This is a genomic window from Serratia proteamaculans, assembly GCF_008830365.1.
In the GTDB taxonomy this organism is placed as follows: domain Bacteria; phylum Pseudomonadota; class Gammaproteobacteria; order Enterobacterales; family Enterobacteriaceae; genus Serratia; species Serratia proteamaculans.
Genome location: NZ_WBKI01000009.1, coordinates 1 through 26,790, shown reverse-complemented (window position 1 = coordinate 26,790; position 26,790 = coordinate 1). Strand labels below are relative to the sequence as shown.

The 26,790-nt window shown below is 56.8% G+C and carries 17 protein-coding genes and 1 other RNA gene; 3 read left to right on the top strand and 15 right to left on the bottom strand.

Annotated features, from left to right (window positions below):
* Positions 1-16 precede the first annotated feature (16 nt).
* The 8 genes from F8R23_RS22060 to bcsR all read right to left on the bottom strand — a co-directional run bounded on the left by F8R23_RS22060 (position 17) and on the right by bcsR (position 14,293).
* A complete protein-coding gene (locus F8R23_RS22060) occupies positions 17-1,306 on the bottom strand; it encodes a dicarboxylate/amino acid:cation symporter (protein ID WP_151416034.1) in 1,290 nt (429 codons plus the stop codon).
* A gap of 295 nt (positions 1,307-1,601) precedes the next feature.
* On the bottom strand, positions 1,602-3,608 hold the full coding sequence (gene hmsP, locus F8R23_RS22055) for a biofilm formation regulator HmsP (RefSeq protein WP_112349384.1): 2,007 nt from the start codon (positions 3,606-3,608) through the stop codon (positions 1,602-1,604).
* A gap of 214 nt (positions 3,609-3,822) precedes the next feature.
* Entirely contained in the window at positions 3,823-7,296 is a 3,474-nt protein-coding gene (gene bcsC / locus F8R23_RS22050) for a cellulose synthase complex outer membrane protein BcsC (protein ID WP_151416033.1), read from the bottom strand.
* Complete coding sequence (gene bcsZ / locus F8R23_RS22045; protein WP_151416032.1) at positions 7,278-8,390, bottom strand: cellulose synthase complex periplasmic endoglucanase BcsZ; 1,113 nt, start codon at positions 8,388-8,390, stop codon at positions 7,278-7,280. The genes bcsC and bcsZ overlap by 19 nt, the downstream gene beginning before the upstream one ends.
* Positions 8,391-8,395: 5 nt before the next feature.
* The gene (bcsB, locus tag F8R23_RS22040) at positions 8,396-10,705 is read right to left on the bottom strand and encodes a cellulose biosynthesis cyclic di-GMP-binding regulatory protein BcsB (protein WP_129937782.1); all 2,310 of its coding nucleotides are present in this window, start codon (positions 10,703-10,705) and stop codon (positions 8,396-8,398) included.
* 55 nt (positions 10,706-10,760) lie between these two features.
* Positions 10,761-13,364: a UDP-forming cellulose synthase catalytic subunit gene (gene bcsA / locus F8R23_RS22035; RefSeq protein WP_151416046.1), complete on the bottom strand. Its 2,604-nt coding sequence runs from the start codon at positions 13,362-13,364 to the stop codon at positions 10,761-10,763.
* Entirely contained in the window at positions 13,361-14,098 is a 738-nt protein-coding gene (bcsQ, locus tag F8R23_RS22030) for a cellulose biosynthesis protein BcsQ (RefSeq protein ID WP_129936253.1), read from the bottom strand. The genes bcsA and bcsQ overlap by 4 nt, the downstream gene beginning before the upstream one ends.
* 3 nt (positions 14,099-14,101) lie before the next feature.
* A complete protein-coding gene (gene bcsR / locus F8R23_RS22025) occupies positions 14,102-14,293 on the bottom strand; it encodes a cellulose biosynthesis protein BcsR (protein ID WP_099062205.1) in 192 nt (63 codons plus the stop codon).
* 198 nt (positions 14,294-14,491) lie between these two features.
* Between bcsR and bcsE the strand changes: the two genes are divergently transcribed.
* The 3 genes from bcsE to bcsG are packed head-to-tail and all read left to right on the top strand — an operon-like array spanning position 14,492 to position 17,893.
* Positions 14,492-16,057, top strand: a complete 1,566-nt coding sequence (gene bcsE, locus F8R23_RS22020) for a cellulose biosynthesis protein BcsE (protein WP_151416031.1) — start codon at positions 14,492-14,494, stop codon at positions 16,055-16,057.
* Positions 16,044-16,247 (top strand): cellulose biosynthesis protein BcsF, encoded by a 204-nt coding sequence (gene bcsF, locus F8R23_RS22015; protein ID WP_085115751.1) that lies wholly within the window; start codon positions 16,044-16,046, stop codon positions 16,245-16,247. Before bcsE ends, bcsF begins: the two co-directional genes overlap by 14 nt.
* Complete coding sequence (gene bcsG, locus F8R23_RS22010) at positions 16,244-17,893, top strand: cellulose biosynthesis protein BcsG (RefSeq protein ID WP_129936251.1); 1,650 nt, start codon at positions 16,244-16,246, stop codon at positions 17,891-17,893. The genes bcsF and bcsG overlap by 4 nt, the downstream gene beginning before the upstream one ends.
* Positions 17,894-18,173: 280 nt before the next feature.
* On the opposite strand, the gene dppF is transcribed toward bcsG, so the two are convergent.
* From dppF to F8R23_RS21975, 7 genes are all read right to left on the bottom strand, one after another.
* The gene (dppF, locus tag F8R23_RS22005) at positions 18,174-19,163 is read right to left on the bottom strand and encodes a dipeptide ABC transporter ATP-binding subunit DppF (RefSeq protein WP_129936250.1); all 990 of its coding nucleotides are present in this window, start codon (positions 19,161-19,163) and stop codon (positions 18,174-18,176) included.
* Complete coding sequence (dppD, locus tag F8R23_RS22000; RefSeq protein ID WP_099062208.1) at positions 19,160-20,140, bottom strand: dipeptide ABC transporter ATP-binding protein; 981 nt, start codon at positions 20,138-20,140, stop codon at positions 19,160-19,162. The genes dppF and dppD overlap by 4 nt, the downstream gene beginning before the upstream one ends.
* Before the next feature lie 15 nt (positions 20,141-20,155).
* Entirely contained in the window at positions 20,156-21,058 is a 903-nt protein-coding gene (gene dppC / locus F8R23_RS21995) for a dipeptide ABC transporter permease DppC (protein WP_112349393.1), read from the bottom strand.
* A gap of 11 nt (positions 21,059-21,069) precedes the next feature.
* A complete protein-coding gene (dppB, locus tag F8R23_RS21990) occupies positions 21,070-22,089 on the bottom strand; it encodes a dipeptide ABC transporter permease DppB (RefSeq protein ID WP_085115746.1) in 1,020 nt (339 codons plus the stop codon).
* Positions 22,090-22,235: 146 nt separating this feature from the next.
* On the bottom strand, positions 22,236-23,843 hold the full coding sequence (gene dppA / locus F8R23_RS21985; RefSeq protein ID WP_099062211.1) for a dipeptide ABC transporter periplasmic-binding protein DppA: 1,608 nt from the start codon (positions 23,841-23,843) through the stop codon (positions 22,236-22,238).
* Positions 23,844-24,442: 599 nt separating this feature from the next.
* Entirely contained in the window at positions 24,443-26,134 is a 1,692-nt protein-coding gene (gene chiA / locus F8R23_RS21980; RefSeq protein ID WP_099062212.1) for a chitinase ChiA, read from the bottom strand.
* 533 nt (positions 26,135-26,667) lie between these two features.
* Positions 26,668-26,782, bottom strand: a non-coding RNA gene (locus F8R23_RS21975) — RtT sRNA.
* Positions 26,783-26,790 lie beyond the last annotated feature (8 nt).

Genomic DNA, 26,790 nt, shown 5'->3' with positions numbered 1-26,790 from the left:
TGATTTGACGATAAAATCAGGCTGAAGGCAGCGTTTTATCGGCTCCTGAGCCGTGCTTGTTGGACAGGGTGTCATGCAGTTGTTTTTCATCCAACTGTTTACACCATTTTGCCACCACCACCGTAGCCACCCCGTTACCGACCAGATTGGTCAGGGCGCGGGCTTCAGACATAAAGCGGTCAATACCCAGGATCAGCGCCAGACCGGCCAGCGGCAGATGGCCCACGGCGGAAATGGTCGCCGCCAGCACGATAAAGCCACTGCCGGTCACCCCTGCAGCCCCTTTAGAGGATAGCAACAGCACCACCAGCAGAGTCACCTGATGGATAACATCCATATGGGTGTTGGTTGCCTGCGCGATAAATACCGCCGCCATGGTCAGGTAGATTGAGGTACCATCGAGGTTAAAGGAATAGCCGGTCGGAATAACCAATCCCACCACCGATTTTTTGCAGCCCAGTTTTTCCATCTTGTCGAGCATGCGTGGCAGTACCGACTCGGAAGAAGACGTCCCGAGTACGATCAACAGCTCTTCCTTTATATAGCGGACAAACTTGAAAATGCTGAAACCGTTGGCACGGGCAATCGAGCCCAGCACCACCACCACAAACAGCACACAGGTGAGATAGAAGCAGGCAATCAGTTGGCCGAGTTGTAGCAACGAGCCCACACCGTACTTACCTATGGTAAACGCCATCGCCCCGAATGCCCCCAACGGCGCCAGACGCATAATCATATTGATGATGCCGAAGATCACGCGGGAGAAGCTTTCGATCACATTAAAGATCAGTTGGCCCTTGTCACCCAGACGATGCAGGGCAAAACCGAACAGCACGGCAAACAGCAGCACCTGCAGAATATTACCGCTGGCGAAGGCGCCGATGACGCTACCAGGGATGATATCCAGCAAGAACGGAATGATACCTTGCTGCTGAGCCTGCTCGGCGTAGACCGCGACCGCTTTGGCATCCAGCGTGCCAGGGTCGATGTTCATCCCGGCCCCTGGCTGTACCACGTTGGCGATCAGCAACCCAATCAGCAGCGCAATGGTGCTGACAATTTCAAAATAGAGCAGTGCAATCGCACCGGTGCGGCCTACGGCCTTCATGCTCTCCATACCCGCGATACCCGTCACCACGGTACAGAAGATCACCGGAGCGATGATCATTTTAATCAGCTTAACGAATCCATCGCCCAGAGGTTTCATCTGCGCGCCAATGTCAGGGTAGAAATGGCCAAGCAGGACGCCCAGCGTAATCGCTGTCAGCACCTGAAAATAGAGGCTCTTAAAGATAGTGAGTTTCATATGAACATCCTTTGGGGGGGAAGACACACACCAGGCGGTAGTCTAGTTATCTCGCCTGTTCATCACTTGCGCGGATAATAACACCCACCTAACAACATGGAAATAATTTGTTGCACCACTAGATACATGTTGATACGAATTTAAGAGCTGAAACGCGCCAGCCCGAATGTAAGGCTGTAAATTACGTAAGCCTTTGTTTGCACTAATGCAAAAGAGGTAGATGCCCAGTGAAGGTTTTCGGACGGGATTAACGGGCGACGCGGATGCCGCCCATGGCAAAAGGCAAGGAAGGACCTCAGGCTGGAGGCTGGCAGAACTCGGCTTCAAACTCACTGCGCGGTAAAGGACGAGCAAACAGGAACCCCTGGCCGCTATGAATACCGTGCTGCAGCAGCCAGTCACGCTGCTCGGCATTTTCGACGCCTTCGGCCATCACCGGCAACGCCAATACTTCGGAAATCGAACTGACGATGCGCACCATGGCGTCGTCCGTCGGCAGGCCCTGAATAAAGCTCTTGTCGATTTTAATCAAGTCGATTGGCAAACATTTCAATCGGTTAAGGTAATTAAGGCTGGAATATCCCATGCCAAAGTCATCCAGTGCGATGGAAAGCCCCAAATCGTGCAACTCCCGCAACAGCGCCAGCGCACGATCGAGATCGTCAATACGTACCGTTTCGGTAATTTCCAACAGCAGCTTGCGCGGGTCAATCTGATGCTGCGCCAACAGGCTCTTCAGGTGCGGGACAAAATCCTCGTGCTTCATCTGGATCGGGGACACGTTGACTGCCAGCGGCAGCGTAATACCCCGGGTCTGCCAATCCGCCAGGATCAGGCAGGCCTCTTCCAGTACCCAGTTGCCGAGCGGTACGATCACGCCGAGTTCTTCCGCTAACGGAATAACGTCTGCCGGCAGGATAAAGCTGCCGTCATACTGCTGCCAGCGCAGCAATGCCTCGGCACCAATCACCGCGTTGGACTGCATATCGACCTGCGGCTGTAAAAACAGGGTAAAGCGACGCTGCTCGATGGCATGCAGGATTTCACTTTCCTGCGTCAGTCGCTTCTGAGTGCGTTCCGTCAGGCTTGGCTCGAAGAACAGCACCTGATTTTTGCCTTCGCGATGTGCCGTCATCATCGCCGAGGTGGCACTGCGCAACAGCTGTTCCGCGCTCTCCCCCGAATTAAGATAATGGGCAATACCGATGCTGGCGCTTGGCCGCAACGGCATTTCCTGCAAACTCAGTGGAGCGTTAATCTGCGCCATGATGCGACGCGCCAGCTGCATGGCATGGAACGGACGCTCTACGCCTTTGGCCAGAATGGCAAACTCGGTTTTGCTCAGCTGCGCCAGCACGCCGTTTTCATCGATGCACTCACGCAGCTTCTTCGCCAGCGTCAACAACAGCGCTTCACGCATTGCCGGATTAAGTACGCCGGAGGCCTCGTGCAAGGTTTCAATGCCAATAACCAGCAAATTAAAACGCTCGGGCCGCAGACTGGAAGCGATATGCTGCTCCAGCAGGGCGGTAAACAACGCCTGATTGGGCAGCTCGGTGACCGGATGATGGGTGCTCATACGGCTCATCTCGGCATAGGCCTTGGCCAGTCGCTGTTGATTGCGGTTGTAGTTGCGCACCAGCAGCCCGAGCTCATCGTCCTGGTGTAACACCGGCAGAATCAGTTGATGATAAGGCGCTTCTTCCTGCGAAATATTATCCAGTTCTTTAGCCATCGCGCGCAGCGGGTGCACCATCAACCGATTCATACACCAGCTAATAGAGACCGACAGGATCAGCGCCAACAGCAAATAGGTCGATAACATGGTCGACAGCATGCTGAGAATGAATTGGTACATGCGGAACGAATCGGCCTGCAGCACCAGATAAGCCAGTGGCTGCGGGTTGGCCGGCACGCGCTCCAGCGAATAGAGCGGAACGGAAATCTGGATCGGCAGTTCGAACAGGCGAGCGATCAGCGTTGGTACCGGACGTTCCGGCGGGAAATTAGCGTGTAACGCCTGGAATTCATTCGGCAACACGATATCCGCCCGACTCAGGATGCCCACCGGCAACAGGGTATTCAGCACCCGTTTGGTTTCCGGCACATCCATGCGCAACACGGCCTCCGCCAGCGGCTGACGGACGGAATGAGCAATATTTTCCAGTTGCTGGGCATAGTCATCCCTGCGCTGCTGCACAAAATGGAATAACTGGATCACGATAAAGATACAGATTGTCACCAGCGCTACGCCGGATACCGTTGCCATCTGTTTAATCGTTAATGAACGCCTGACCCGCAAACCTGCTCTCCGCTACTTCGGGCTGAAATAAAAAAGGGATGAATAATACCCATCCCTCGGACCGGTCTGAGTATACTCGATTGTTGACTGTTTTTATCTGGCCATACCCAGGACAAAACCAAGAAAACCGCGGGTTTCAGTCTTTTCCTAATGGGAATAAACACAGGGTAGCAAAACTACCCTGTGCCGACACTCTGAATCTACCTGAGTTGGGTTACTTGAAATCGGCGTATGGCGTCAGCGGCTGCGGCGGTAAATCCAGGTCGCCTTGCCAACCGGCCATCGAATAGCGCAGATAGATTAACGCGTGGCTTGGCGTATAGTCCTTCGCCTGCTGGATATCAAGCCCGGCACCCAGCGTCCAGTGCGAGCTGAGGCGTCGCTCGACAATGGCCCGCAGGGTATAACCGACACCGGAAGAGGAACTGCCGTCTTCTACCGCAAACTTGTCCGGCAGCGAGTCCGGGATCAGCCCTTGCAGCGGATAACGTTGCTGACTGTTGGTTTTCGAATGGGACAACGACACCGACCCACCCAGCTCCCATGACCAGTTCTCGGTTCGCTGACGATAATTGACCGGCACCGCCAGCGACATATATTGCTGCGGGCTGTAATAGCCGCCCTGGCCGAGAGAGTATCCACTCAAATCCTTCTGATAGTGCCACAGCATGGTGTTCAGCCCGACGGTGACGCGGCGGTTATCTTCATTGATCAGCTTGTAGTAATAACCGGCCATGAAACGCTCGCGCTGGTTATCCTCAACGTTTTTACCGGTTAACTGATGCGCACTGAGATCGGCCCAGACGCCGTGCGCCTCGCCGCGATCGTAGCTGCCGCTCAGACTAACCCCGGTGGCGCGAACGCCGCCCCAGGTGGTACCGGTATTCGGGTCTTTGGTACCGCCAAACGCCAGTAATGAGCTGGAAACCGGTCGGCGCGAAGCCGCCAGCGTCCAGCCAATGTGGTTCCAGTCATTGCTGTAGGCCAACCCGCCGACCCAGTCGACCACGTCGAAGCCCATCGGGGTAGTGCCGATATCCCCCGACCAACTGTCGTTCTGCCAACCCACCGCCACGCTGGTACCGGTGGTTTTCTGATGCTCGTCGCCGCTACACCCCTGAGTATTACAGGTGCCGAAGGTCTCGTAATATTTGCCGCTGCTGTCGGTGGAGAAACTGCCGGCATCCAACTGCACGGTATCGGAACGGAAAAACGCCCGCCCGCCGTACAACGGCATATCCACCTGCAGCATGGTGTCGTGCGCTTTGTAATCGGAGATACCGCCGGTGCCGCTCGAGCCCCAGTAATCGTGATCGAGCGTGACGTTAAGGTCCTGCTGACGGTACAAATCCGCTGCGTCCGAGCGGATACCGCGCTTGAGCCAGTCGTCGCCTGGGTTATTGCGCGTCAAATAGGTGTAGCTGTCGTTATCCTGCGGTACGCTCGGCGCAATGCCGCTGGCCACCATCGCCTGTTTATAATCCTGTTGCGCCAGCTCCGGTTGTAATTGGTCACGTTCCAGCCTTGCCGCATCGCGATAAATCAGCGCCTTCGACTGGCTTGCCGGCTCCGGCTGGGCCGCCGTTTTCAACCGGGTAAAGATATCGGTGGCTTTCTGCGGTTCGCCGACGGCGTACCAGGCGTTTGCTTCCCGCCGCTCACGGTTGCCTGAAGGCGTCGGTTCCGGCGCTTTGGTTTGCAAACCTTGGCGAGCCTCGCTCAGCCTGCCCTGAGCCACATAGGCCTCAATTTCTCCCAGCCGCGCATCCGGGTTATTCGGCTCACGCGTCCGTACCCGCTGATAGTCCGCCAGTGCGGCGTCATAGTCACCCCGCGCCAGCGCCCAGTCGGCCAACTGAAGATCGATGCGGGTATCCGCCGGCTGTCGGCGCAGATAAGCCATCGCGCCCGGCTCGTCACCTGCGGCACGTAGCTGCTCGGCATGCTCCAGCGTCGCCTGCATTTTCAGTCGCTGTGCCAGTTCGCGCATATTGTCGTTCCACTGCGCGGCGGGCAAAGAATTCAACTCCGCCAGTGCCTGCCGGTCGCGATCGCTGCCGGAGAGGTACAGCGCATAGGCATAGCTCAGCTGCGGGTTGCCGCGCTGTTTTTGCGCCAGTCGCTTGAACAGGGAATCCGCCTGTTGTGGCTGCCCGGCCTGACGCAGCGTTTGCGCATAATGGTAAGTCAGCCAGACGTCATCGGGGTCCATCTGCTGGGCACGGCGATATTTTTCCGCCGCCTGATGCCACTGCTTTTGCTGTGCCAACTGCTCGGCCTGCTGCTTGAGCATATCGAGCTGCAAACCCTCGAGCGTACTGCGCATTTTGTTTTGCTGGCTGCGCGACAGGCTGTTGAGATAGGCCAGCGCCTTTTCCGGCGACTGACGCTGATAGATATTCACCAGGCCACGCACCGCACTGCCGCTGCCCGGATCCAGCCGTAGCGCCTGCTGATAGAAACGCTCGGCGGCGGCATCATCTTTACGCGCCACCGCAACGTCGCCCAGGCCGATCACCGCACTGCTGTCGGTGTTGTCGAACTGCCGTGCCTGTTGGTATTTTTGCTGCGCCAGCGCCAAATTGCCGGCTTTCAACGCCTTGTCACCTTCGTCGACCGCCAGCCAATAGCTGTTGCTCTTGATCAGGCTCTGCCACTTACTGCTGCCGTAGCCGCTTTTATCGGCCTGCAATGCCTGGCGGAACAGGCTCAGCGCCTGCGGGCGATTACCTGCTCGGGAATAAGCCTGCCCGAGCGCGCCCAGCACTTCAGCGTCATTGGGAGAAGCCGCCAGCGCTTTCTTCAGTTCCGGGATCGCAGCGCGGCTGCCGCCCTTGTCGACCTGCGCCAGCCCGCGCACCCGCGCCAGATAGGCCGGGTCGGACAACAACGCCTGCTGTCGCGCCAGCTCCTGCCGGGCGCTGGCCGCCTGATCGCCGGTCTCAAATACCCCGAGAAAACGGTTCAGAGCCGCCACGCTTTGCGGGCTGACCGGCATGGCTTTGACTTTTTCCAGCCACAGATCGGCGGCATCCCCGCGACCGGCCGGGTCCGCGGCCACTTTCTGCAGTAAATCATAGGCCTGAGCATCGCGATCCTGACTAAACAGCATCCGCGCCAGCGACATGCGCAGCGGTACGTTGCCTGAATATTGCTGATCCAACGTCTGCAGTTGTTTCAGCGCCGCTGCTTCCTGCCCGGGCAGCCGAGCCACCAGCCGCCAGTATTCCACCGCCAGCTCAAGCGTCGGCGGATCCCCATGGAACAGAGCGTCATACTGCGCCTTCGCCTCCGGCAAACGTCCGGCGGTCGCCATCAGCCGCGCCTGCTGCAGCTTTTGCCGGGTTTCCGGCTGGGTCAGCAACATGTTCATTTCCGCCTGGCGATAGGCGCTGGACTGCGGCGCAATCTTTTTCAGCTTATCCAACTGCTGCTGTGCCAATGCCTGATTCCCCTGACGCAAGGCCAGCCGCATGCGCGCCGAAATCACATCCGGGTTGTTCGGATCCATCAGTTCAAGCCGGTAGAGCGACTGGCGAACCAGTTCATCCTTATTACTGGCCTCACCGACGCGCACCTGCTCCAACAGCCATTGCTCCGGCGCGACGGTTTCTGCCCCCTGCGCCTGCGGCAACATTGCCAGACTTAAAGGCACCAGGCCCAGCCAGTTTATTCGGAAGTTACGCATTGGCCGCCCCAGGCGGGTTGAAGTTCACCCTGCCGATTAAAACGATAACGTTGTTGATCCCATCCCTGGCCAAACAGCGCCAGCGAGGCGTTGAAATAGGCATCGTCGCCCGGCGGGTTTTGCTTAATGCGTTGGCGCTGCACCTGCAACGCCTCGGGTTGATTCGCCAGCATCGGCAGCATTGCGGCGGAGAAGCCCACCGGGCCGTCACCCGTGGTTTTACCGTTGGCGGTGTCGGTTTTCTCCGGCGGTACCCCCTGCTGAACGGTGAGCTGCGCCATCGGCTGCAACTGCTTGAGCAGCGCCGCCTTGTGTTGATCGTCCTCCGCCAGCATGCCGGCCCACAAATAAACCCGGATAGCATCATAACTGCCGATATTCGGTTTGACGGTGTCCGGCTGCCAGCCTTTGCCAACCTGCCACACCACCCAGTCCGGCGAGAAGCCGTGAGGGGCCGTTTCCAGCCACAATCGCTGATTGGTCTGCTGCATCGCACGCCATGGGCCATTCAACGCGGCAAAACGCGCCAGCAGTTGCGGCGGCAGGTAGCTTGGGTTGAGCCGCCAGCGATCTTCCGCCACAAACCCCACCTTACCCGGTAACAACATCAGCCCCAGACCGGGAATATCCGCCACTTCTTCACGGGCAATACGCTGCAACAGCAAGGTACCGAGAGTTTGATAGCGACGGCTTTTCCACAGGCGGCCCGCCTCCAGCAGGTTATAGGCAATCCACAGATCGGCATCGGAGGCCGAATTGCTGTCCAGCACCGTCCACTGCTTTTTATCGTCCTCACCCCATAGCCAGGCCGGCAAATGGGCGCTGAGATCGCCCGCCGCCAGATTATTTTCCGTCCACGTCAGCAGTTGGTCGAAAGCAGGTCGATCGTTGGCCACCAGCGCGAAGAACAGGCCATAACTCTGGCCTTCCGAGGTGGTGATTCGATTCGGGCTACTCGGGTCGATCACCCGCCCCTGCTCGCTGACATAAAACTGTTTGTACTGTTGCCAGGCCGGCCACTCACAGGTGGCTACCGCGCTGAATGAACACAGTAGCAACATGCCGAATGTCAGACGCTTCAATGCCGCAGGCATAGCGATTAATCCCGATCTTCAGGCGACAGGCGACGACGGCTGAAGGCTTTCAAACCACGCCACAACATCAGCGCCAGGATCACCACCACCACTACCGCAATCACTGCCAGCAACACCGGGTGGGTCGACAGCGCATGCCAGATACGCTCCCACCACGGCAGGTGACCGACATAATAAACGTCGCCCACGCGCAGGCTGTTCACCCCTGATTCCCGGATCACCGCGACCGAACCAAACACCGCCGCACGCTTGCCGCTGTCCAGCAGCGCGTTGTTCAGCAGGTCGTAGCCACGCGGGCTGTCGGCCAGTAACGCCACAATGCTGCGCTGATTGTTAAACGGTGACTGCACGCCGACAATCGCCGACATGGCCCCTTCTGAACTGATGGTGGTTTTGCTGTCCGCCCTGGTGTCTTCCGCCAGCACGTCCATGGTCGGCAGCGGCAACTGCCGCGTCGGCTGTTTCACCCAGCTCTGGGTGGCATCGACCAGCAGGTTGATTTTTTTGTCGTCCCGCAGTTCCGGCGGAATAGTGCCGATCATCAGAATATCAGCATCGCGTTCCTTAGCCTGAGACCAGTCATCACTCACCGTCACCGCCAGCGCCGGATAACCGGTCTGGGCGCCAACAACGCCCATCGCGTTCAGCAATGCGCTGACCTGCGGTGGCTGCGGTTGTTTGTTCACCAGCACCAGGGTCTGCGAAAGATCGGCCAAACGGCTGAAAGGGAAACCGGCGTTGGCAAAGGCACGCAGATCCGGCATCGCCATAAAGTGGCGGTAACCGGAAAAATCGATGGTCGATGAACCGTCGATCACCGCATGGTTGGCGGTGAAGGAATAGGTTTCACAGCGTCCTTCGGCACCGCTGGCGAGCAAGGTGGTGTAGTCAAAGTCGAAACGCAGTTGGTTGGTGGCTCCCAGCCGCAGCGCCGGGATATTGACGCTCTTGTCCGAGTCGATCAGCCCCTGGGTCAGCGGCAAACGCAGCAATTGCGCGCCCTGTTCGTGCTCCGGCACCAGCGAATAGGCCTGAACAAACTGGTTGTTCAGGCTGACGCTCAGGCGCGAACCGTCCTGAATGCGCGGCGCGGTGTAGCGATATTTCAGATGCATATCAATGCCGGTACTGCGGATCAGGAACAGGTCCGGCGGCAGGTTCATGTTCAGCGAGATCGGTCCAGGCTCGATGCCGCTGGTCTGCAGTTGTTCAGCGTATTGTTGCAGCTCGGCAAAGGTCATCGGCCGGTCGGTTCGCACCCAGTTAGGCGCGTCGTAGGGCTGGCGCGGAGCCAGTTGTTCCACTTTGTCGACCGTGACATTCTGACCACGGAACAGGATGTTGCCCTGCGCAATGCCTTTCACCGCGGTGATCAAATCGTTGTCATCGCGGCCCTGTACCAACAGCAGTTTGATGTACGGGTTATCCGGATGGCTGATCATCTCCACCGTCGGGCCATTGACCGGCGGGTAATCACGCAGGAAGTCCGGGCGCTGCTTATTGGTGGCGAAGACGATAGCATGCTGTTCCGGCAGCTGGTTATACAACGCCGGGAACGACTGGCCACGCCACTGGGCTTTACTGCCGAACCACGAGGCCAGAATACCTGCGGCACGCTGCTGGGTGATATCCGGCTGGCCGGCAAACACCATCGGCAAGGTCAGCGGCCGATTGTCGCGGCTGTCAAAGAACGGCTCCGGGAAATGCGACAGTTCGTTCTTCACCGGCAGGGTTTGGTAGCGCAAATTCAACGAGCTGGATTTACTGACTTCGAGCCACAGCGTGGTGCTGGCCGGGTTTTCACAAATGTTCTGGTAATGACCGACGAATACCAGCCGCACACGGTTAAAATCGGTGATATAGCGGGGATCGATCGCCATCTGGATGCGATTGGGCTTGCCGAGCTGCTCTTTGGCCAGGGCAGTCACGCCCATCAGTTCGTCATTGAGGTACACCTTGACCTGTGATTCCACCGGGATCAAAGAGGGTGACGGAGTGAACTCAAGATCGAGCATCGCCTGCGACACCACTTCATCGCTGCGCACGCCAAACTCGACCTGACCATCCGGCCGGGTACCGCGCAGGGTGAAAGTCCCCGGCGGCGGCGCAATCTTGGCAAACGGCAATTGCACGTCACGCACCGGGGCATTCGGATCCTGGGGTGCGGCCGATTCCATCGGCGTGGTGACCGGCCCATCGGCAGGCACCGTCACCGGCGGTTGTGCGGCAACGGTCGGCGCGGTGGCTGTTTCAGCCTGAGACAGGGTGCTGATGCCTAAGGCCAGGGCGGTAAACCAGGTTATTTTTCTCGTCATCGTATCATCATCAATGTTAGAGCCTGGGGGCCAGGCGAGTAAGCGGGCGGTTTGCCTATACCACTGTCTCTTTTTGGCTGAAGGCCGGAGCCCTGCCGACGCCGTGCGGGATAAATGACACTACCCACCCAATCAGCGTCGTGGTTCCGACCAGCAGGCGGCGCACCATCGGCGGTGCGTAATCCGCCATACGTATATAACCCCGGAAGCCCAGTGCCAGAACGTCACGTAAGCTTTCGATCGGTTTATCTTCAGGGAACCCGTCCTGCCACAACGCCCAGGTATCGGCGCGGGCAAAGGTGCACTGAATAAAATCAATATGTTCACGGGTGCTGAGACCGACCATGCGGATCCCCACCTTGCTGCCGAAGGCACGCGTCACCACACACGGGAAGCTGTATTCCTGCTGACCGCGTTTGAGCAACAGCGACACCTTGTCACCGTCTTTCAATGCATCCGCTACGCGCATCTCAATCCCCACCCCACCGTCGGAATAATCGCGTAACGTGCAGGGGAACAGATGCCCGTCGGCGCGAGCGATCGCCGCCGGCATGGCAATCTCCACCCGGTGCGCCTGGCGAACCTGCTTGGCCTCTACCGCCACCGCCACTGCGCCACCGAGGATGGTCATGTTGTACAACACCCATACCAGGCTGATGACTACCGTCATGACTTCATCCGCCGGGCCGTAGCCCAGCCGCCAGACGCCGAAGACCAACCCGGCCAGATTCAAGATCACCAGGAACATATAGGGCCGGGTAATCACCCAGTCGACATGCTCCTCCTCCACCAGCCCACCTTTGGCGGTCACGTTGAATTTGCCTTTGTGCGGATTGAACAACGCCACCGTGGTCGGACGGGCGATGTACCAGGCCAGCACCGTCTCGTAGATTTCGCTCCAGAAAGAGTGGCGGTATTTACCCTGAATGCGTGAGTTGGTCAGGCTGGCGTGGATCATATGCGGCAGCACATACAGCGCGATCGCCAGCGCCGGAGCAAAGATGATATAGGCGTGCAGCAACAGGAAGGCCAATGGCGCGGTGAGGAAGATCAGCCGCGGAATACCGGACAGAAAGTGCAGCATGGCGTTGGCGTAACACAACCGCTGCGCCAGCTTCAATCCCTTGCCAAACAGCGGGTTATCCAGCCGGAAGATCTGCACCATGCCGCGAGCCCAGCGAATGCGCTGGCCAATGTGCGCCGACAGGCTTTCGGTCGCCAGCCCCGCGGCCTGTGGGATACGAATATAGGCCGAGGTGTGGCCGCGACGGTGTAAACGCAGTGAGGTGTGGGCATCTTCGGTGACGGTTTCCACCGCAATACCGCCAATTTCATCCAGCGCGCTGCGGCGCAGAATGGCGCAGGAGCCGCAGAAAAAGGTCGCATCCCACATGTCATTGCCGTCCTGCACCAACCCATAGAACAGCGTGCCTTCGTTCGGTGTCTGACGAAAACGCCCGAGGTTGCGTTCAAACGGATCCGGCGAGAAGAAGTGATGCGGGGTCTGCAGCATCGCCAGCTTTTTGTCTTTGAAGAACCAGCCCATGGTCAGTTGCAGGAAGGAACGCGTCGGTACGTGGTCGCAGTCGAAAATCGCCACAAACTCGCCGGTCGCCTGTTTCAGCGCGTTATTGATGTTACCGGCCTTGGCGTGCTCATGGGTAGGCCTGGCGATATATTTCACCCCCACCTCTTCGGCGAAAGCCTTGAATTCAGGTCGGTTGCCGTCGTCGAGGATGTAAATGGTCACCTTCTCTTTCGGCCAGTCGATACCCAACGCGGCATAGATGGTGGGTTTCACCACCCCGAGGTCTTCGTTGTAGGTGGGCACAAGCAGATCAATGGTCGGCCAGGTCGTGCTGTCGGCGGGCATCGGTACCGGTTGGCGGTTAAGCGGCCAGACGGTCTGGAAATAGCCCAGCACCAGCACCACCCAGGCATAGGTTTCCGCCACCAGCAGCAGCAGGCCGCAGGTCAGGCTGAGCGGGTCGTCCCAGTTCAGGGTGGCGGTATAACGCCACCACAAATAGCGGCAGGAGACGGTCAGCGACAGCACAATCAACATCAGCGCCGGCAGACGGCCCGGCACCCGACGCACCACCATCGCGATGCCCCACAGCAACAGCACAAACACAAACTGCGCCGACAGGTCGAACGGCTGCGAAATACACAGGATCGCCAGGATCGCCGCCAGAACACCGACAATAATAAACAGTACGCGACGCAGGCGTCGGTTCATCCGGCTCAGTCGCGCCACCGAATGCTGCTCCAGCCCGGCGCTTTCCAGCCGCTGCGGCACCGTTTTCAGCCAGTTGGCATAGCGCAATTGCAGGCGCTGCCAGCCGGCGAAATAATTGCGGCCCAGAGGTTCGCGGTCGGTACGGAACACCAACAGCCACACCCCCTGCACCAGATAGCGCAGCGCATCCGCCGGGCGTGGGCGACTAAACGACAGATGCGGGAACCAATAGGCGCGACCGGCTCGCAGCCGTTGCCAACCCGGAGATTCAAAGCGCAGGAAAATCCAGCCCAACGCCACCAGCAGCGTGGTGAAAAAGGCGGTAAATGCCGATGAGCCATGGCGACGGTAGGCGCGATAACGCGTCTGCACCGCCTGTTGGACCGGCGGTACCAGCAGCAGGCTCATCACCCGGCTCATGGTGCCGTATCCTTCAGATTGATCAAACACCAGTTGGCCAGCGTCAGCACTTCATCCGCCGCCAGGCTTTCCGGTCGGTACTCGCCCAGGGGTTGCTTCACCGCCAATGCTTCGGCCATCGCCTCATCGCGGTGTATAACCACCGGCAATAACCCGCCCAGCGTTTGCAACCACAGCTGATGCAAATCCTGCTGTAGCTGGCTGGCGGCGAAGTAGTGGTTAATCAGGAAATGGCAGTCGTCCGGTAACGCCTGTTGATGCAGCCGCACCTGGCAATTGGCATCCGGCGCGATCAGCATAAACACACAATCCGCCAGCGGCAGCGCCTGTTGGGCCAGCACCTCACCATCCGCAGGCAGATCCAGCAGGATCCAGTTGTACTGGGTACTGGCGCTTAGCTGCATCAGATTATCCTGCCAGCGGGCGGGATGTTGCTGACAATGCTGTTGTAAATTTAACCGTTCCGGCGCAGTGAGTCGGCCAAAAGGCAGAAAGTCGAGGTTTTCGCAGTAGCGCATCGCGCCCTGCCGCCAATCGCCGCCGTCTTGCTCTGCCCGGGCCCAGCCGCGCGCCAGCTCAAACGGCGTATTAAAATGCAGGCGCAGTAAGTTATCCGGCGCGAAATCTATCGCCAGCACCGACTCGCCCAACTGCTGTAATGCCCACGCCAGCGCCGCAGTGACCGACGTCGCGCCCATTCCGCCTCGCAAACCCTGCAGCGCAATCACCGGCATAAATTAGCGACTCCCCGTGGTCTGCACCAGTTCGGCCAGCAGCGGCCAGCGCGTCATCATCTGCGTTAAACGCTCCTGACGCGAAATATCGATATAACTTAATTTTGGTAAAGAAAAGGCATGGCTGAGGGCCAGTAGATCATCCTGTGTTTCTGGCGGTACTACTGCATGAAAGCGCGTTAATTGATTATTCATTCTGCCGCCTTTAAAAATAGGCTAATGTTAATTAACTATAGCAACGTAATAAAAAGACATGGCCAATAAGATGATTCCTAAGAGATATTATTACACAGAATGTAAGATTTGTTATTATTGATCCCAATGATAGTATAACTGAATAGCAAGACTCAGTTGGCCGCGACGACACTTTCAACGAAAGTAGAAACATAACCTATGGCGCAATCTTTCTCATTAGGTATTCGGCAGATTTGGGAAGAACTGTCTGTCATGCAGGCTCCGGGTCTGTATTGGGTGAATATCGACCGTCAGACCGATGCTAACCTGCTCTGCCAACAAACTTTAGCTGCCCAGGCCGCAACCAGCCAGGTCGCTTTGATTTGCAGCGGAGAAAAACCCGATCGGCTGCTGGCTGAGCTTGCCTCCCCTGCCCTGAAAAAAATTCCGCTGTATCAGTTGCCGGAAAAAAAAGCCGCGCTGACCCATTTCAGCGACGACCTGATGCGCGCCTTAAAACCGCAAAACCGCTTGTTAATCCTGTTGGCCCACGCCAGCCTGTGGCAAACCTTCACCAGCGAAGAACTGCGTGACTGGACCCGCACTACCGGTGCCTGGTTGCGCCGACAAGGCTGCACGCTGCTGATCCTCAGCCACGGCAGCGGCGTCAACAAACTCAAGGGGCAGCTCAGCGCCCAACACCGGATCCTTAACGGCCTGTCCAGCCTGCAATGGCAACAGGACAGCGCCCAGTATCTGGTCAATTGGTGGAGTACCGAAAACGGCATCAACGCCAACCAACTGCTGACGCTGTATGTCGGTGAGCACGGCTGGCAGGGTGACGATGACAACAAACCCTCCCCGACCGCTATCCGCAGCGACGAGGGCCTTTATCTGGCCCAGCAGAGCATTCTGGAAGGCGCCCCCCCGCTGTCGGCCAACTGGCAACTGCTGGAAAGCAACGCACTGCTGGCGCAGCATGGCATGCTGACACTCTCGGCAACGTTGATTTTTGCGCTGTACCAAAGCGACGAAATCGATGCACTGGCCCACCAAATTCACAGCCTGCGCCGCCAGCGCGGTAACGGACTGAAAATCGTCGTGCGCGAGATGAGCGCCAGCCTGCGTTACAGCGACGAACGCCTGCTGCTGGCCTGTGGTGCCAACCTGATTGTGCCGCACGTGGCGCCGCTGTCGCGCTTTCTGACCATGCTTGAAGGCATCCAGGGACAACGCTTCTCACGCCATGTCCCGGCAGATATCGATACCCTGCTGGCCGGGCTGCGGCCGTTGCAACTGAAGGGCTATATGCGGCCGGAGGATTTCAGCCAGGCGGTCATTTCGCTGATGGGTAACACGCTGCTGCCGGAAGACGGCAAAGGCGTGATGGTCGCACTGCGCCCGGCTCCAGGACTGCGTGCCGAACAGGCGATGACCCTGTGTTTTTTGCGCCGCTTTGGCGACGTGATGACCGTGGTGCAAGGCCGGCTGGTGCTGTTCCTTTCTACCTGCCGGATTAACGATCTGGATACCGCCCTGAAATTCATCTTCCGCCTGCCGGTGGACGAAGCCTTCAGTAATCGGGTGGTGTGGCACCAGGACGTGGACATTATTTCAGAAATCAAACGGCTGGCGCACAACGCCCCGGTTCCGTTGGCGGCAGCAACCGCCCCGTCGACGCCACGCCAGACCGCCGCCGAGGCCGACAGCCCGCCGGAGCGCCGTCAGCCTGTGGCCTTCACGCTCACCACCGCGACGCAGGATAGCAAGCATGCTGAATCTTAACGATATTGTGCAGTTGATTATCCTGTGCGCGCTTATTTTCATTCCACTGGGCTATGCCTTTCACCGGCGTTTCCCGCGCTGGCGTCAATACTGGCAAAATCTGTTGTTATCACCGCGCTATTTAAAATCCGTCGGATTATGGGTGCGCGAAGGTTCTTCATCTCAGATTAAACGTAAGAAGCAGCCATGAAGCCAACAAACACCCCGCAATCCGACAACTCCCTGTGGCGCTACTGGCGTGGGCTGGGCGGCTGGAACTACTACTTCCTGGTCAAGTTTGCCCTGCTGTGGTTCGGTTACCTGAACTTCCATGCGCTGCCAAACCTGGTGTTCATGGCGTTTCTGTTGATGCCGATACCGGCACTGCGCGTGCACCGTTGGCGCCATTACCTAGCGATCCCGATAGGTATCGCGCTGTTCTATCACGACACCTGGCTGCCCGGTATCAACAGCATTATGAGTCAGGGTTCGCAACTGACCGGCTTCAGTGCCCAGTATCTGCTGGAGCTGACCAACCGCTTTATCAACTGGCAGATGATCGGCGCCGCCTTTGTGATGCTGATTGCCTATCTGTTTTTGGCCCAGTGGGTGCGGGTGACGGTGTTCACCGTCGCCGCGTTGGTGTGGCTGAACCTGGTCAATATTGCCGGTCCGGCGGTGTCACTGCTGCCGGCCAGCACCACCGCCTCCACCAGCACGCCGGCAACGACAGCCCCGGCGGCTGGCGGTGATAGCGCTCCGGCGGACAGCGCGCCGCCCACCAGCGCCAACCTGACGGCCTATCTGAACCAGTTCTACGATAAGGAAAAATCCCGCGCCACCGCCTTCCCGGCCAGCCTGCCTGCCGATGCTCAGCCGTTCGACCTGCTGGTGATCAATATCTGTTCGCTGGCCTGGGCCGACATGGATGCGGTGAAACTGGAAAACCACCCGCTGTGGTCGAAGATGGACATCATGTTCGACAACTTCAACTCGGCGACCGCCTACAGCGGCCCGGCGGCCATCCGTCTGCTGCGCGCCAGCTGCGGCCAGCCCTCGCACCACGACCTGTATCAACCGGTGAATCAGCAGTGCTATCTGTTTGATAATCTGGCCAAGCTGGGCTTCAAAGAACAGCTGATGCTGGATCACTCCGGCGTGTTCGGTAACTTCCTGAAAGAGCTGCGCGAACAGGGTGATATACAGGCACCGCTGATGTCTCAGGCCGGTATCGGCAATGAACTGGCGTCGTTTGACGGCGAGCCGATCTACAACGATCTGGAACTGCTCACCCGCTGGCTGAGCCAGCAGCAGAAGGGCGGTGATACCCGCAGCGCCACCTTCTTCAACATCATTCCGTTGCATGACGGTAACCGTTTCGTTGGTTCAAACAAGAGTGCGGACTATCAGCCACGGGCGCAGAAGCTGTTCGACCAGTTGAATACCTTCCTTGATCAGTTGGAGAAGTCCGGGCGCAAGGTGATGGTGGTAATTGTGCCGGAGCACGGCGCAGCCCTGGTGGGTGACAAAATGCAGATGTCCGGCCTGCGGGATATCCCAAGCCCGAACATTACCCATACCCCGGTGGGCATCAAACTGGTAGGCATGAAAGCGCCACATCAGGGTAGCCCGCTGCAGATTAAGACGCCGAGCAGCTACCTGGCGCTTTCCGAGTTGGTCGCCCGCCTGGTCGACGGTAAAGCGTTCACCGCCCCAAGCGTCGACTGGCAGGCGCTGACGCAGAACCTGCCGCAGACGGCGGTCATTTCGGAGAATGACAACGCCATCGTGATGCAATACCAGGGTAAACCGTACATCCGCTTGAACGGCGGTGATTGGGTGCCTTACCCCCAGTAAATGCAGCTAAGAGTCTGGCCCGTTATTATTAAGCACGCCTTCGGGCGTGCTTTTTTATAGCCGATATCAGGCAAAGTTAAACTTAAGCGATTCAATTATTATGATCGTGCGAAGATTCCTAACTAACGATTATTTCGTCAGGATTTCGTTAAGAGAAATAAGTGCCATTAATACAAATTAATTTTTATCTAAATAATCTAATTAATAATCCCTTGGGTTAAATCAAAAAAAATGCCGGCGTAGATGCCGGCATTGATAGTAATAGTCATTGATAACAAAGTTATGCCGCAGGATTTTCATCCTGATCGACCGCAAAGCAGGCCACCATCTGGTCGCCGTATTGCTTCAACTGAGGCTGCAACTGGGTGCATGGCCCAAAAGCACGACGGCAGCGGGCATTGAATGCACAGCCCGGCGGCGGGTTCATCGGGCTCGGCAGCTCGCCGGTCAGCTTGATACGTTCACGGCGCATATCCGGATTCAGACGCGGCGTCGCGGACAACAGCGCCTGGGTATACGGATGACGCGGATTGTTGAAAATCGCGTCTTTACTGCCCTTCTCCACGCAGCGGCCGAGGTACATCACCATCACTTCGTCGGCGATATGCTCCACCACCGACAAATCATGCGAGATGAACACATAGGACAGCCCCAGATCCTGCTGCAGATCCATCATCAGATTCAGTACCTGCGCCCGCACCGAGACATCGAGGGCGGAGACAGGTTCATCGGCAATCACCACGTCCGGGTTGAGCATCAGGCCACGGGCGATAGCGATACGCTGGCGTTGACCGCCAGAAAACATATGCGGATAGCGATCGTAATGTTCGGTTTTCAGGCCGACTTTGGCCATCATTTCCAACGCTTTCTCACGACGCTGTGCACTGTTCAACTCGGTATTGATCTGCAACGGCTCCTCGAGGATCTGCCCGACCTTTTTACGTGGGTTGAGCGATCCGTAAGGATTCTGGAACACAATCTGGATCTTCTGACGCCGCAGCTTCTCAGCGGTGACATCCGGCTTCAGCAAATCTTGCCCCTGGTAGTACAACTCACCGCCGGTCGGCACTTCAATCATTGTCAGCAGGCGGCCCAGCGTCGACTTGCCGCAGCCGGACTCGCCCACCACCGCCAGCGTTTTGCCACGCTCAAGGGTGAAAGAGACGCCATCCAGTGCTTTAACCAGCCGTTCCGGGGCAAAAATGCCCTTCTTGACCGGGTAGTGTTTCTTCAGGTCAATCGCCTGCAATAAGGGTTGGTTCTGGCTCATACGGTCGGCCTCCCCGCATCATCCAGCGGTGTGTGACATTTAACCTGGCGGCCGGGAATAGTGCGTAATTCCGGCTCTTCAGTACGGCAGCGCTCATTGGCATACGGACAACGCGGGTTGAGCAAACAACCGCTTGGGCGGTCATATTTGCCCGGCACCACGCCCGGCAGCGAGGCCAGGCGCGCCTTGTCGGCAGCGAATTCGGGCAGCGCACGCAGTAACGCCTGAGTATAAGGGTGACGTGGCGCACGGAAGATTTCCGATGCCTTGCCGGATTCCACCACCTGACCGGCATACATCACGATGATGTGATGCGCCGCCTCGGACACCAGCGCCAGATCGTGGGTGATCAGCAGCAGCGCCATATTTTCCCGCTGCTGTAACTCCAGCAGCAGTTCGATAATTTGCGCCTGGATGGTCACGTCGAGCGCGGTGGTCGGCTCATCGGCAATCAACAGCTTTGGTCGACAGGCAATCGCCATGGCGATCATCACGCGTTGGCTCATACCACCGGACAGCTGGTGTGGATATACATCCAGCCGCGAGGCCGGATCGGGGATGCCCACCTGCGTCAGCAGATCGATAGCCCGCTGACGACGAGTACGGCGGTTGCCGCCCTGATGCACCTTCAGCGCTTCCATAATCTGGAAACCGACGGTGTAACACGGGTTCAGGCTGGTCATCGGATCCTGGAAAATCATCGCCACTTCTGAGCCCACCAGTTGGCGGCGCTCTTTTTCGGAAATTTTGCGCAGATCCTGGCCGTTAAACTCCAGCTTGTCGGCCATCACCTTACCGGGGAAGTCGATCAGGCCCATGATCGCCAACGAGCTGACGGATTTCCCGGAGCCGGATTCACCGACGATACCCACTACCTGGCCCTGCTCCACGCTGTAACTGATTCGGTCTACCGCGCGGAAAGGGGTGCCTTCGTCACCGAAGTGCACCGAAAGCTTGTCTACATTTAATAACGCCATCTCTCTCGTCCTCTGTTACTGCTTGAGTTTGGGGTCGAGAGCATCACGCAAGCCGTCCCCCATCAGGTTAAATGCCAGCACCGTCAGCAGGATCGCCACGCCGGGGAAGGTCACAACCCACCAGGCGCTTTGTGCGAACTGCAACACGTCGGAGAGCATGGTGCCCCACTCCGGCGTAGGCGGCTGTGCACCCATACCCAGGAAGCCGAGAGCGGCCATATCCAGGATAGCGTTCGAGAAGCCAAGAGAAGCCTGGACGATCAGCGGTGCCAGGCAGTTTGGCAGGATGTTGATAAACATTTGGCGCATCGCACCGGCACCGGCCACGCGTGAAGCGGTGACGTAGTCGCGGTTCACTTCCACCAGGACTGCGGCACGGGTCAGACGCACATAGTGCGGCAAGGCAACGAAGGTTAGCGCCAGGGAAGCATTGACGATCGACGGACCGAAAATCGCCACCAATACCAACGCCAACAACAGACTTGGCAACGCCAGCATGATATCAACGATACGCATGATGATCGCATCCACCACACCGCCGAAGTAACCGGCCAGCAGGCCCAGTACCACGCCCATGATCAGCGACAGCACCACCACCAGACAACCCACCAACAGCGACAGCCGCGCACCGTACATCAGGCGCGACAGAACATCGCGGCCAACGTCATCGGTACCCAGCAGATATTGCCAACTGCCGCCTTCCTGCCAGACCGGTGGCCTGAGCAGCGCGTCGCGGAACTGATCCGCCGGTGCATGCGGTGCCAGCACCCCGGCCCCGATGGCAATCACAAACATCAGAACGATATATACCAGGCCAACAACGGCCCCTTTATTGCGCTTGAAATAGTGCCAGAACTCCTGGAATGGGCTCATTGGCTTCGGCGCACCTTTAACAACAGACTCAGTGACTTGAGACATTAGAGCGCCCCTTATTTCTTGTGGCGAATACGCGGGTTGACCACGCCGTAGAGCACGTCTACCAGCAGGTTAACCAGAATAATCATACAGGCGACCAGCAACACGCCGCCCTGAACAACCGGATAGTCACGACGTTGCAGCGCGTCCATCAGCCAGCGCCCCAGGCCCGGCCAGGAGAAGATGGTTTCGGTCAGGATCGCACCGGCCAGCATGGTGCCGACCTGCAGGCCGATCACCGTGACGACCGGCAGCAAAGCGTTACGCAACGCATGCACAACAATCACCCGCATGCGGCTCACGCCCTTGGCGCGCGCAGTACGGATGTAATCTTCGCCCAACACTTCCAGCATCGAGGAGCGCGTCATACGCACGATCACCGCCAACGGGATGGTACCTAGCACGATGGCCGGCAGGATCATATGCATCACCGCATCGATGAAGTCGCCCGGTTCGCCCCAGATCAGGGTGTCGATCAGCATAAAACCGGTCAGCGGCAGACTATCGTCGAGGAATACCGTATCGCTGACCCGCCCCGAGACTGGCGTCAGATTGAGCTGCACCGAGACCAGCATGATCAGCATCATGCCCCACCAGAAGATCGGCATCGAATAGCCGGTCAGTGAAATGCCGACCGCGGTATGATCGAAGACTGAGCCTCGCCTGACCGCCGCCAGCACCCCAACCGGAATGCCCACCAGCACGGCGAAAATCATCGCGCAGAGGCCCAGTTCCAGAGTGGCCTTGAAGCGGGGAACAAACTCTTCCCACACGGAGATACGGCTTTTAAGGGAAGTACCCAGATCGCCATGCAACACGTTGGATACGTAGGTGAAATATTGTTGATAGAGCGGTTTATCCAGCCCCATTTCCGCCATCAGGTGTGCATGGCGTTCTGCGGAGATCCCGCGTTCCCCGGCCATGATGGTCACCGGGTCACCGGGGATCATATGGACGAATGCAAAAGTCAGCAAAGTAATGCCGATAAACGTTGGGATAACTAACCCCAAACGTCGGAGTATGAACTGCAACATATCCCGAACTCTCTGTATCAATGCCCGGCAGCTCATCGTCCGCCAGGCTTATTAAAGCTCACACACTTCTGGTGTTTCTCTGCCTACGGGCAACAACGCCCCCCCTCCTTTGGGGAGAGAGGGCGTTGACTTAACCGGTAGTGGAATTAATCCAGAGAGACATTCTCAAAGTGATGCTTACCAAGCGGATCCACGACGTAGCCCTTCACTTCTTTACGCACTGGCTCGTAAACGGTGGAGTGGGCAACAATCAGTGCCGGAGCCTGATCGTGCATCACTACCTGAGCCTGTTTGTACAGTTCTACGCGTTTGTCGTGGTTCGATTCGGCGCGTGCCGGTTGAATAAGATCTTCAAACGGCTTGTAGCACCAGCGAGAGTAGTTGGAACCGTCTTTGGCTGCGGCACAGCTAAACAGCGTGGCGAAGAAGTTGTCCGGATCCCCATTGTCACCGGTCCAGCCCATCATCACCGTCTGGTGCTCGCCCGCTTTGGCGCGCTTGAGGTATTCGCCCCACTCATAGGTTACGATTTTGGCTTTCACGCCGATTTTCGCCCAGTCAGACTGGATCATTTCCGCCATACGGCGTGCGTTCGGGTTATACGGGCGTTGTACCGGCATCGCCCACAGGTCGATGGAGAAACCGTCCGCCATGCCCGCTTCTTTCAACAGTTCTTTGGCCTTGACCGGATCGTAGGTGTAGTCTTTCACCGCATCGTTATAGCCCCACATAGTCGGTGGGATCAGGTTCTTGGCCGCCTGGCCTGCACCCTGATACACCGCGTCGATGATCGCCTGCTTGTTGACCGCCATGGTCAACGCCTGACGCACCTTCAGGTTATCCAGCGGCTTTTTCTCAACGTTGAACGACAGGTAGCCGACGTTCAGCCCAGGTTGTTCCATCAGGTTGATGGTTTTGTCCTGCTTCATGCGCGCGATGTCGGCCGGGTTCGGGTACGGCATCACCTGACATTCGTTTTTCTGCAGCTTGGCATAACGCACTGAAGCGTCCGGCGTGATGGAGAACACTAAACGGTCGATCTTCGGCTTGGTGCCCCAGAAACCGTCAAATGCCTTGTAGAGAATTTTGGAGTCTTTCTGGTATTGCAGCAGTTGGAACGGACCGGTACCGATAGGATTCAGGTCAACTTTTTCCGGGGTGCCGGCTTTCATCATCACGTCGGCATATTCGGCAGACAGAATAGAAGCGAAGTCCATGCCCAGGTCAGCCACAAATGGGGCTTCCGGACGGGTCAGCACAAAGCGTACGGTGTAGTCGTCCACTTTTTCGATTTTGGCAATCAGCTTCGGCATGTCCATGCCTTCAAAGTACTCATAGCTGCCACCGGAGACTTTGTGATAGGCATTATTTGCGTCCAGCTGGCGTTCGAAGGAGAACACCACGTCGTCGGCGTTGAAATCACGAGTCGGTTTGAAGTCTTTGCTGCTCTGCCACTTCACGCCTTTACGCAGGTGGAAGGTGTAGATTTTGCCGTCTTCGCTAACATCCCACTTTTCAGCCAGGCCCGGCTGAAGCTCGGTGGTGCCGATTTTGAATTCGACCAGACGGTTGTAAATAGGGACCGAGCTGGCGTCGTAGGTGGTACCCGAGGTGAACAACTGTGGGTTGAACCCTTCCGGGGAACCTTCAGAACAGTAAACCAGAGTCTTGGCTTGCACGCTGGCCGCAACGGTCAGCGCAATCAGCCCAATACCGAATTTCAGAATCCCCGTTTTTCCCAAGGAACTTGTCATCGTTTGTGCTCCATTATGTGATGTGATGTGTGTATTACCGCCAGAGCCTGTATTTTTTATTGCGCGGCCTGTGCAGTCGTGCCCGAAGGCTGGGGGATAGTCGCAAGAGAGCCGGATGGAACGCCTCCCGGTGGGGACGTCTGAGCCTGTGGGATTCACTCAAACAACTCTCGCTCTTACCCCTGAGGCTACCAAATTGCCAACTGTTTGGGGTGTCGTCAATATAACCAGTGGGGATTTACACAGACTGTGAGAAACAGCAAACAAACATAAAAAAAACCTTTCTTTAACAGTTGTAGCATGAAAACTTATGCTATGCGGTCATTTTTAGCTCAATAGGCTGTGTTACAGAAAGTTACTGGTGTTTAACTCCGATAAAAAACTAAAAAAGTTTATTGCTGAATGATGAATATCTGAACGGTTATTTTTGTGATCTAGGTAAAAGACAGGATGAAATGCTGCCCTCTTACCCGAAAGGGTGAGGTGTTGGCGTCTTTTTTTTGCCGAGTGGAGCCACAATCTATTCGCCGTGAAAAAACTTTCGTCTGTCAAAAAGCCGGGGGCAAAAGGATATCCCCCGGCAACGTGCTACAACCGATTTATTGCGTGCCGGCGCTGTTGCCTAAACTGGTATTCATATTGTTCAGAATATCCCCGTTATCGGCGTCAATCTCCCAGGAGAACAACCCGCCCAACTGCTTATCCAGCACATACTTGCCCTTGGCCTGCACCGAGCGTGCATCGTCGAAGGTAATCAGATCACCAGTCGAAGGCTTGAACACATAAGGCGCTTCGGCGGTGGCGTCATAGCTGTACTGCCATTCGCCGCTCATAAACTCATTGGCGATTTGGCGGTAATCCACGATGCCATTTTCCCAGGTACCTTTAACCGGGCCGGTCGCGGTGCCGGTGAACGGAATGTTGTTCTGGTAGCCGTTCACCCCGGTCCAGCCGCGGCCGTACATGGCGGTACCCACCACGATTTTGCCCGGCTTCACCCCCTGCGTCAGCAGCGCGTTAACGCCATTCACCGTGGTATACGCCGTATCCGGTTTCCAGGAAGGCGCTTTCAGCGCGGTCTGGTGACCCAGATTTTTCAGATCGAACGCGCCATAAAAGTCGTAGCTCATCAGGAAAATGTGGTCCATCGAGTTCTGCGCGGTGTTGTAATCCACCTTGTCGATCTTATCCTTACCGGCGCTGATCGCGGAGGTCAGTTCATACTTGCGACCGGTTTGTGCTGAAAGCTGATCCAGCATCGCCCGCAGCTCTTTCATCAGTTGCACATAGGTTGCCCCATCCTGCGCACTGCCCAGTTTCGGGTTAGCGCCCTGCCCGCCCGGGAATTCCCAGTCGATATCAACGCCGTCAAAGAACTTCCAGGTTTGCAGGAATTCTTTCACTGAACCGACGAAACGATCGCGCTTCACTTTGTCGCCCATAAAGAAGAACGGGTCAGACAGCGTCCAGCCACCAATCGACGGCAGGATTTTCAGGTCCGGACGCGCCTGCTTCAGCGCCATCAACTGACCGAAGTTACCTTTGTAAGGGTCGTCCCAGGCGGTAACACCCTTCTGCCCTTTCTGCAGCGCGGCGAACGGATCGTGGATCGACACCTTAAAGTCTTCGCGGCCCTGGCAGGAGCGCTGCAGTGCCTGGAAGCTGCCTTCGATCTCTTTCAGGCTGTCGTTGATGCCGTCACCGCCGCAGATCGGAATAAAACCGTACAGCAGATGCGTCAGGTTCTGCGCCGGCAGTTTATCGACGGTGAAATTACGGCCATAAACACCCCATTCAACAAAATAAGAGCCGACCACTTTGCCGGAATCTTGTTTATAAGGCTTATTTTTTTCCAGCAGCGGCTCTTTTAACGGTGCCAAATGGCTACCATCGGTATCTGCCACTACAATTTCGGTGGCATCGCTGGCGGTACAACCGTCGGCATTACATAACGCCACCTGCATTTGATAACGGCCACCTTTATTAACCTTAAAGTTTGCCGTGCCCGAAGCGCCGGTTGAGGCACCGCTCCAGACTTCTTTGCCATTTAATAATACTTTTGCCGTGGTACCGGTATCGCCATTCCATAAATTCCATGAAACAGAAACGTCGGCGGCATCTTTAACCTTCACCAGATTATTATAAGCCGTTGCAGCCTGATCGACTTCGACAATGGCGAACTTGGTATTGCCCCAGGCCAGCGTAGGCTTGCCCGGTACTGCGGCCTGCGCCGCAGAACACAGCGTGCTGCCGATCAGCAACGCCAACAGCGGTTTATTAAATTTGCGCATAACTGATTCCTTTATTCCGAGAGGATAAACATAAAATATTTAATGGCGGCCACCGGTTGTCAGAGCAAAACAATTCCGCAATAATCATGGCCGATTAAAATGAACAAATAAGCATTAATCTTTCCCACGAGATGAAAATCTATCATTCCCATATCGTGTATTCAGACTATAGATAAAATAATCATTAAAACAATAGCGCTATTAACCGGGTTTTATTGAGCAACAATGAATTAATTTAATAATGGATAATCCGCAGCAGTGGGAATAAGGATAGTGAATTAAATACAGGGAAAGGATAAATATTTGTCATGCAACAAGGTGTTGTCACCATTAACAACACTCTAAATGTGCCGTTATTTTAAACAACATGAAGGAGACGGAAGTGCCTTCTCAACTGATCTATCAGGACAAAATCCAACTAACAGACATTGAATTTATACAATTGGTTATTTTGCATGTGAGCCCCCGGTTAACGGCAGTACTCATAACTATAAATATCGATTTGCCTACGTCAAAGCGGGTTTTCTTGAATGTGGTCGGCGAGAGAGGATTACTTGCATCTGCGATGCCGCCCTGCGGGCCGTTGCTAAAGCAACGTTGTCTCGCTACGCTCGGCTCAAACCTCCTTCGGAGGTGCTCATCCTCTTGAACGCCAG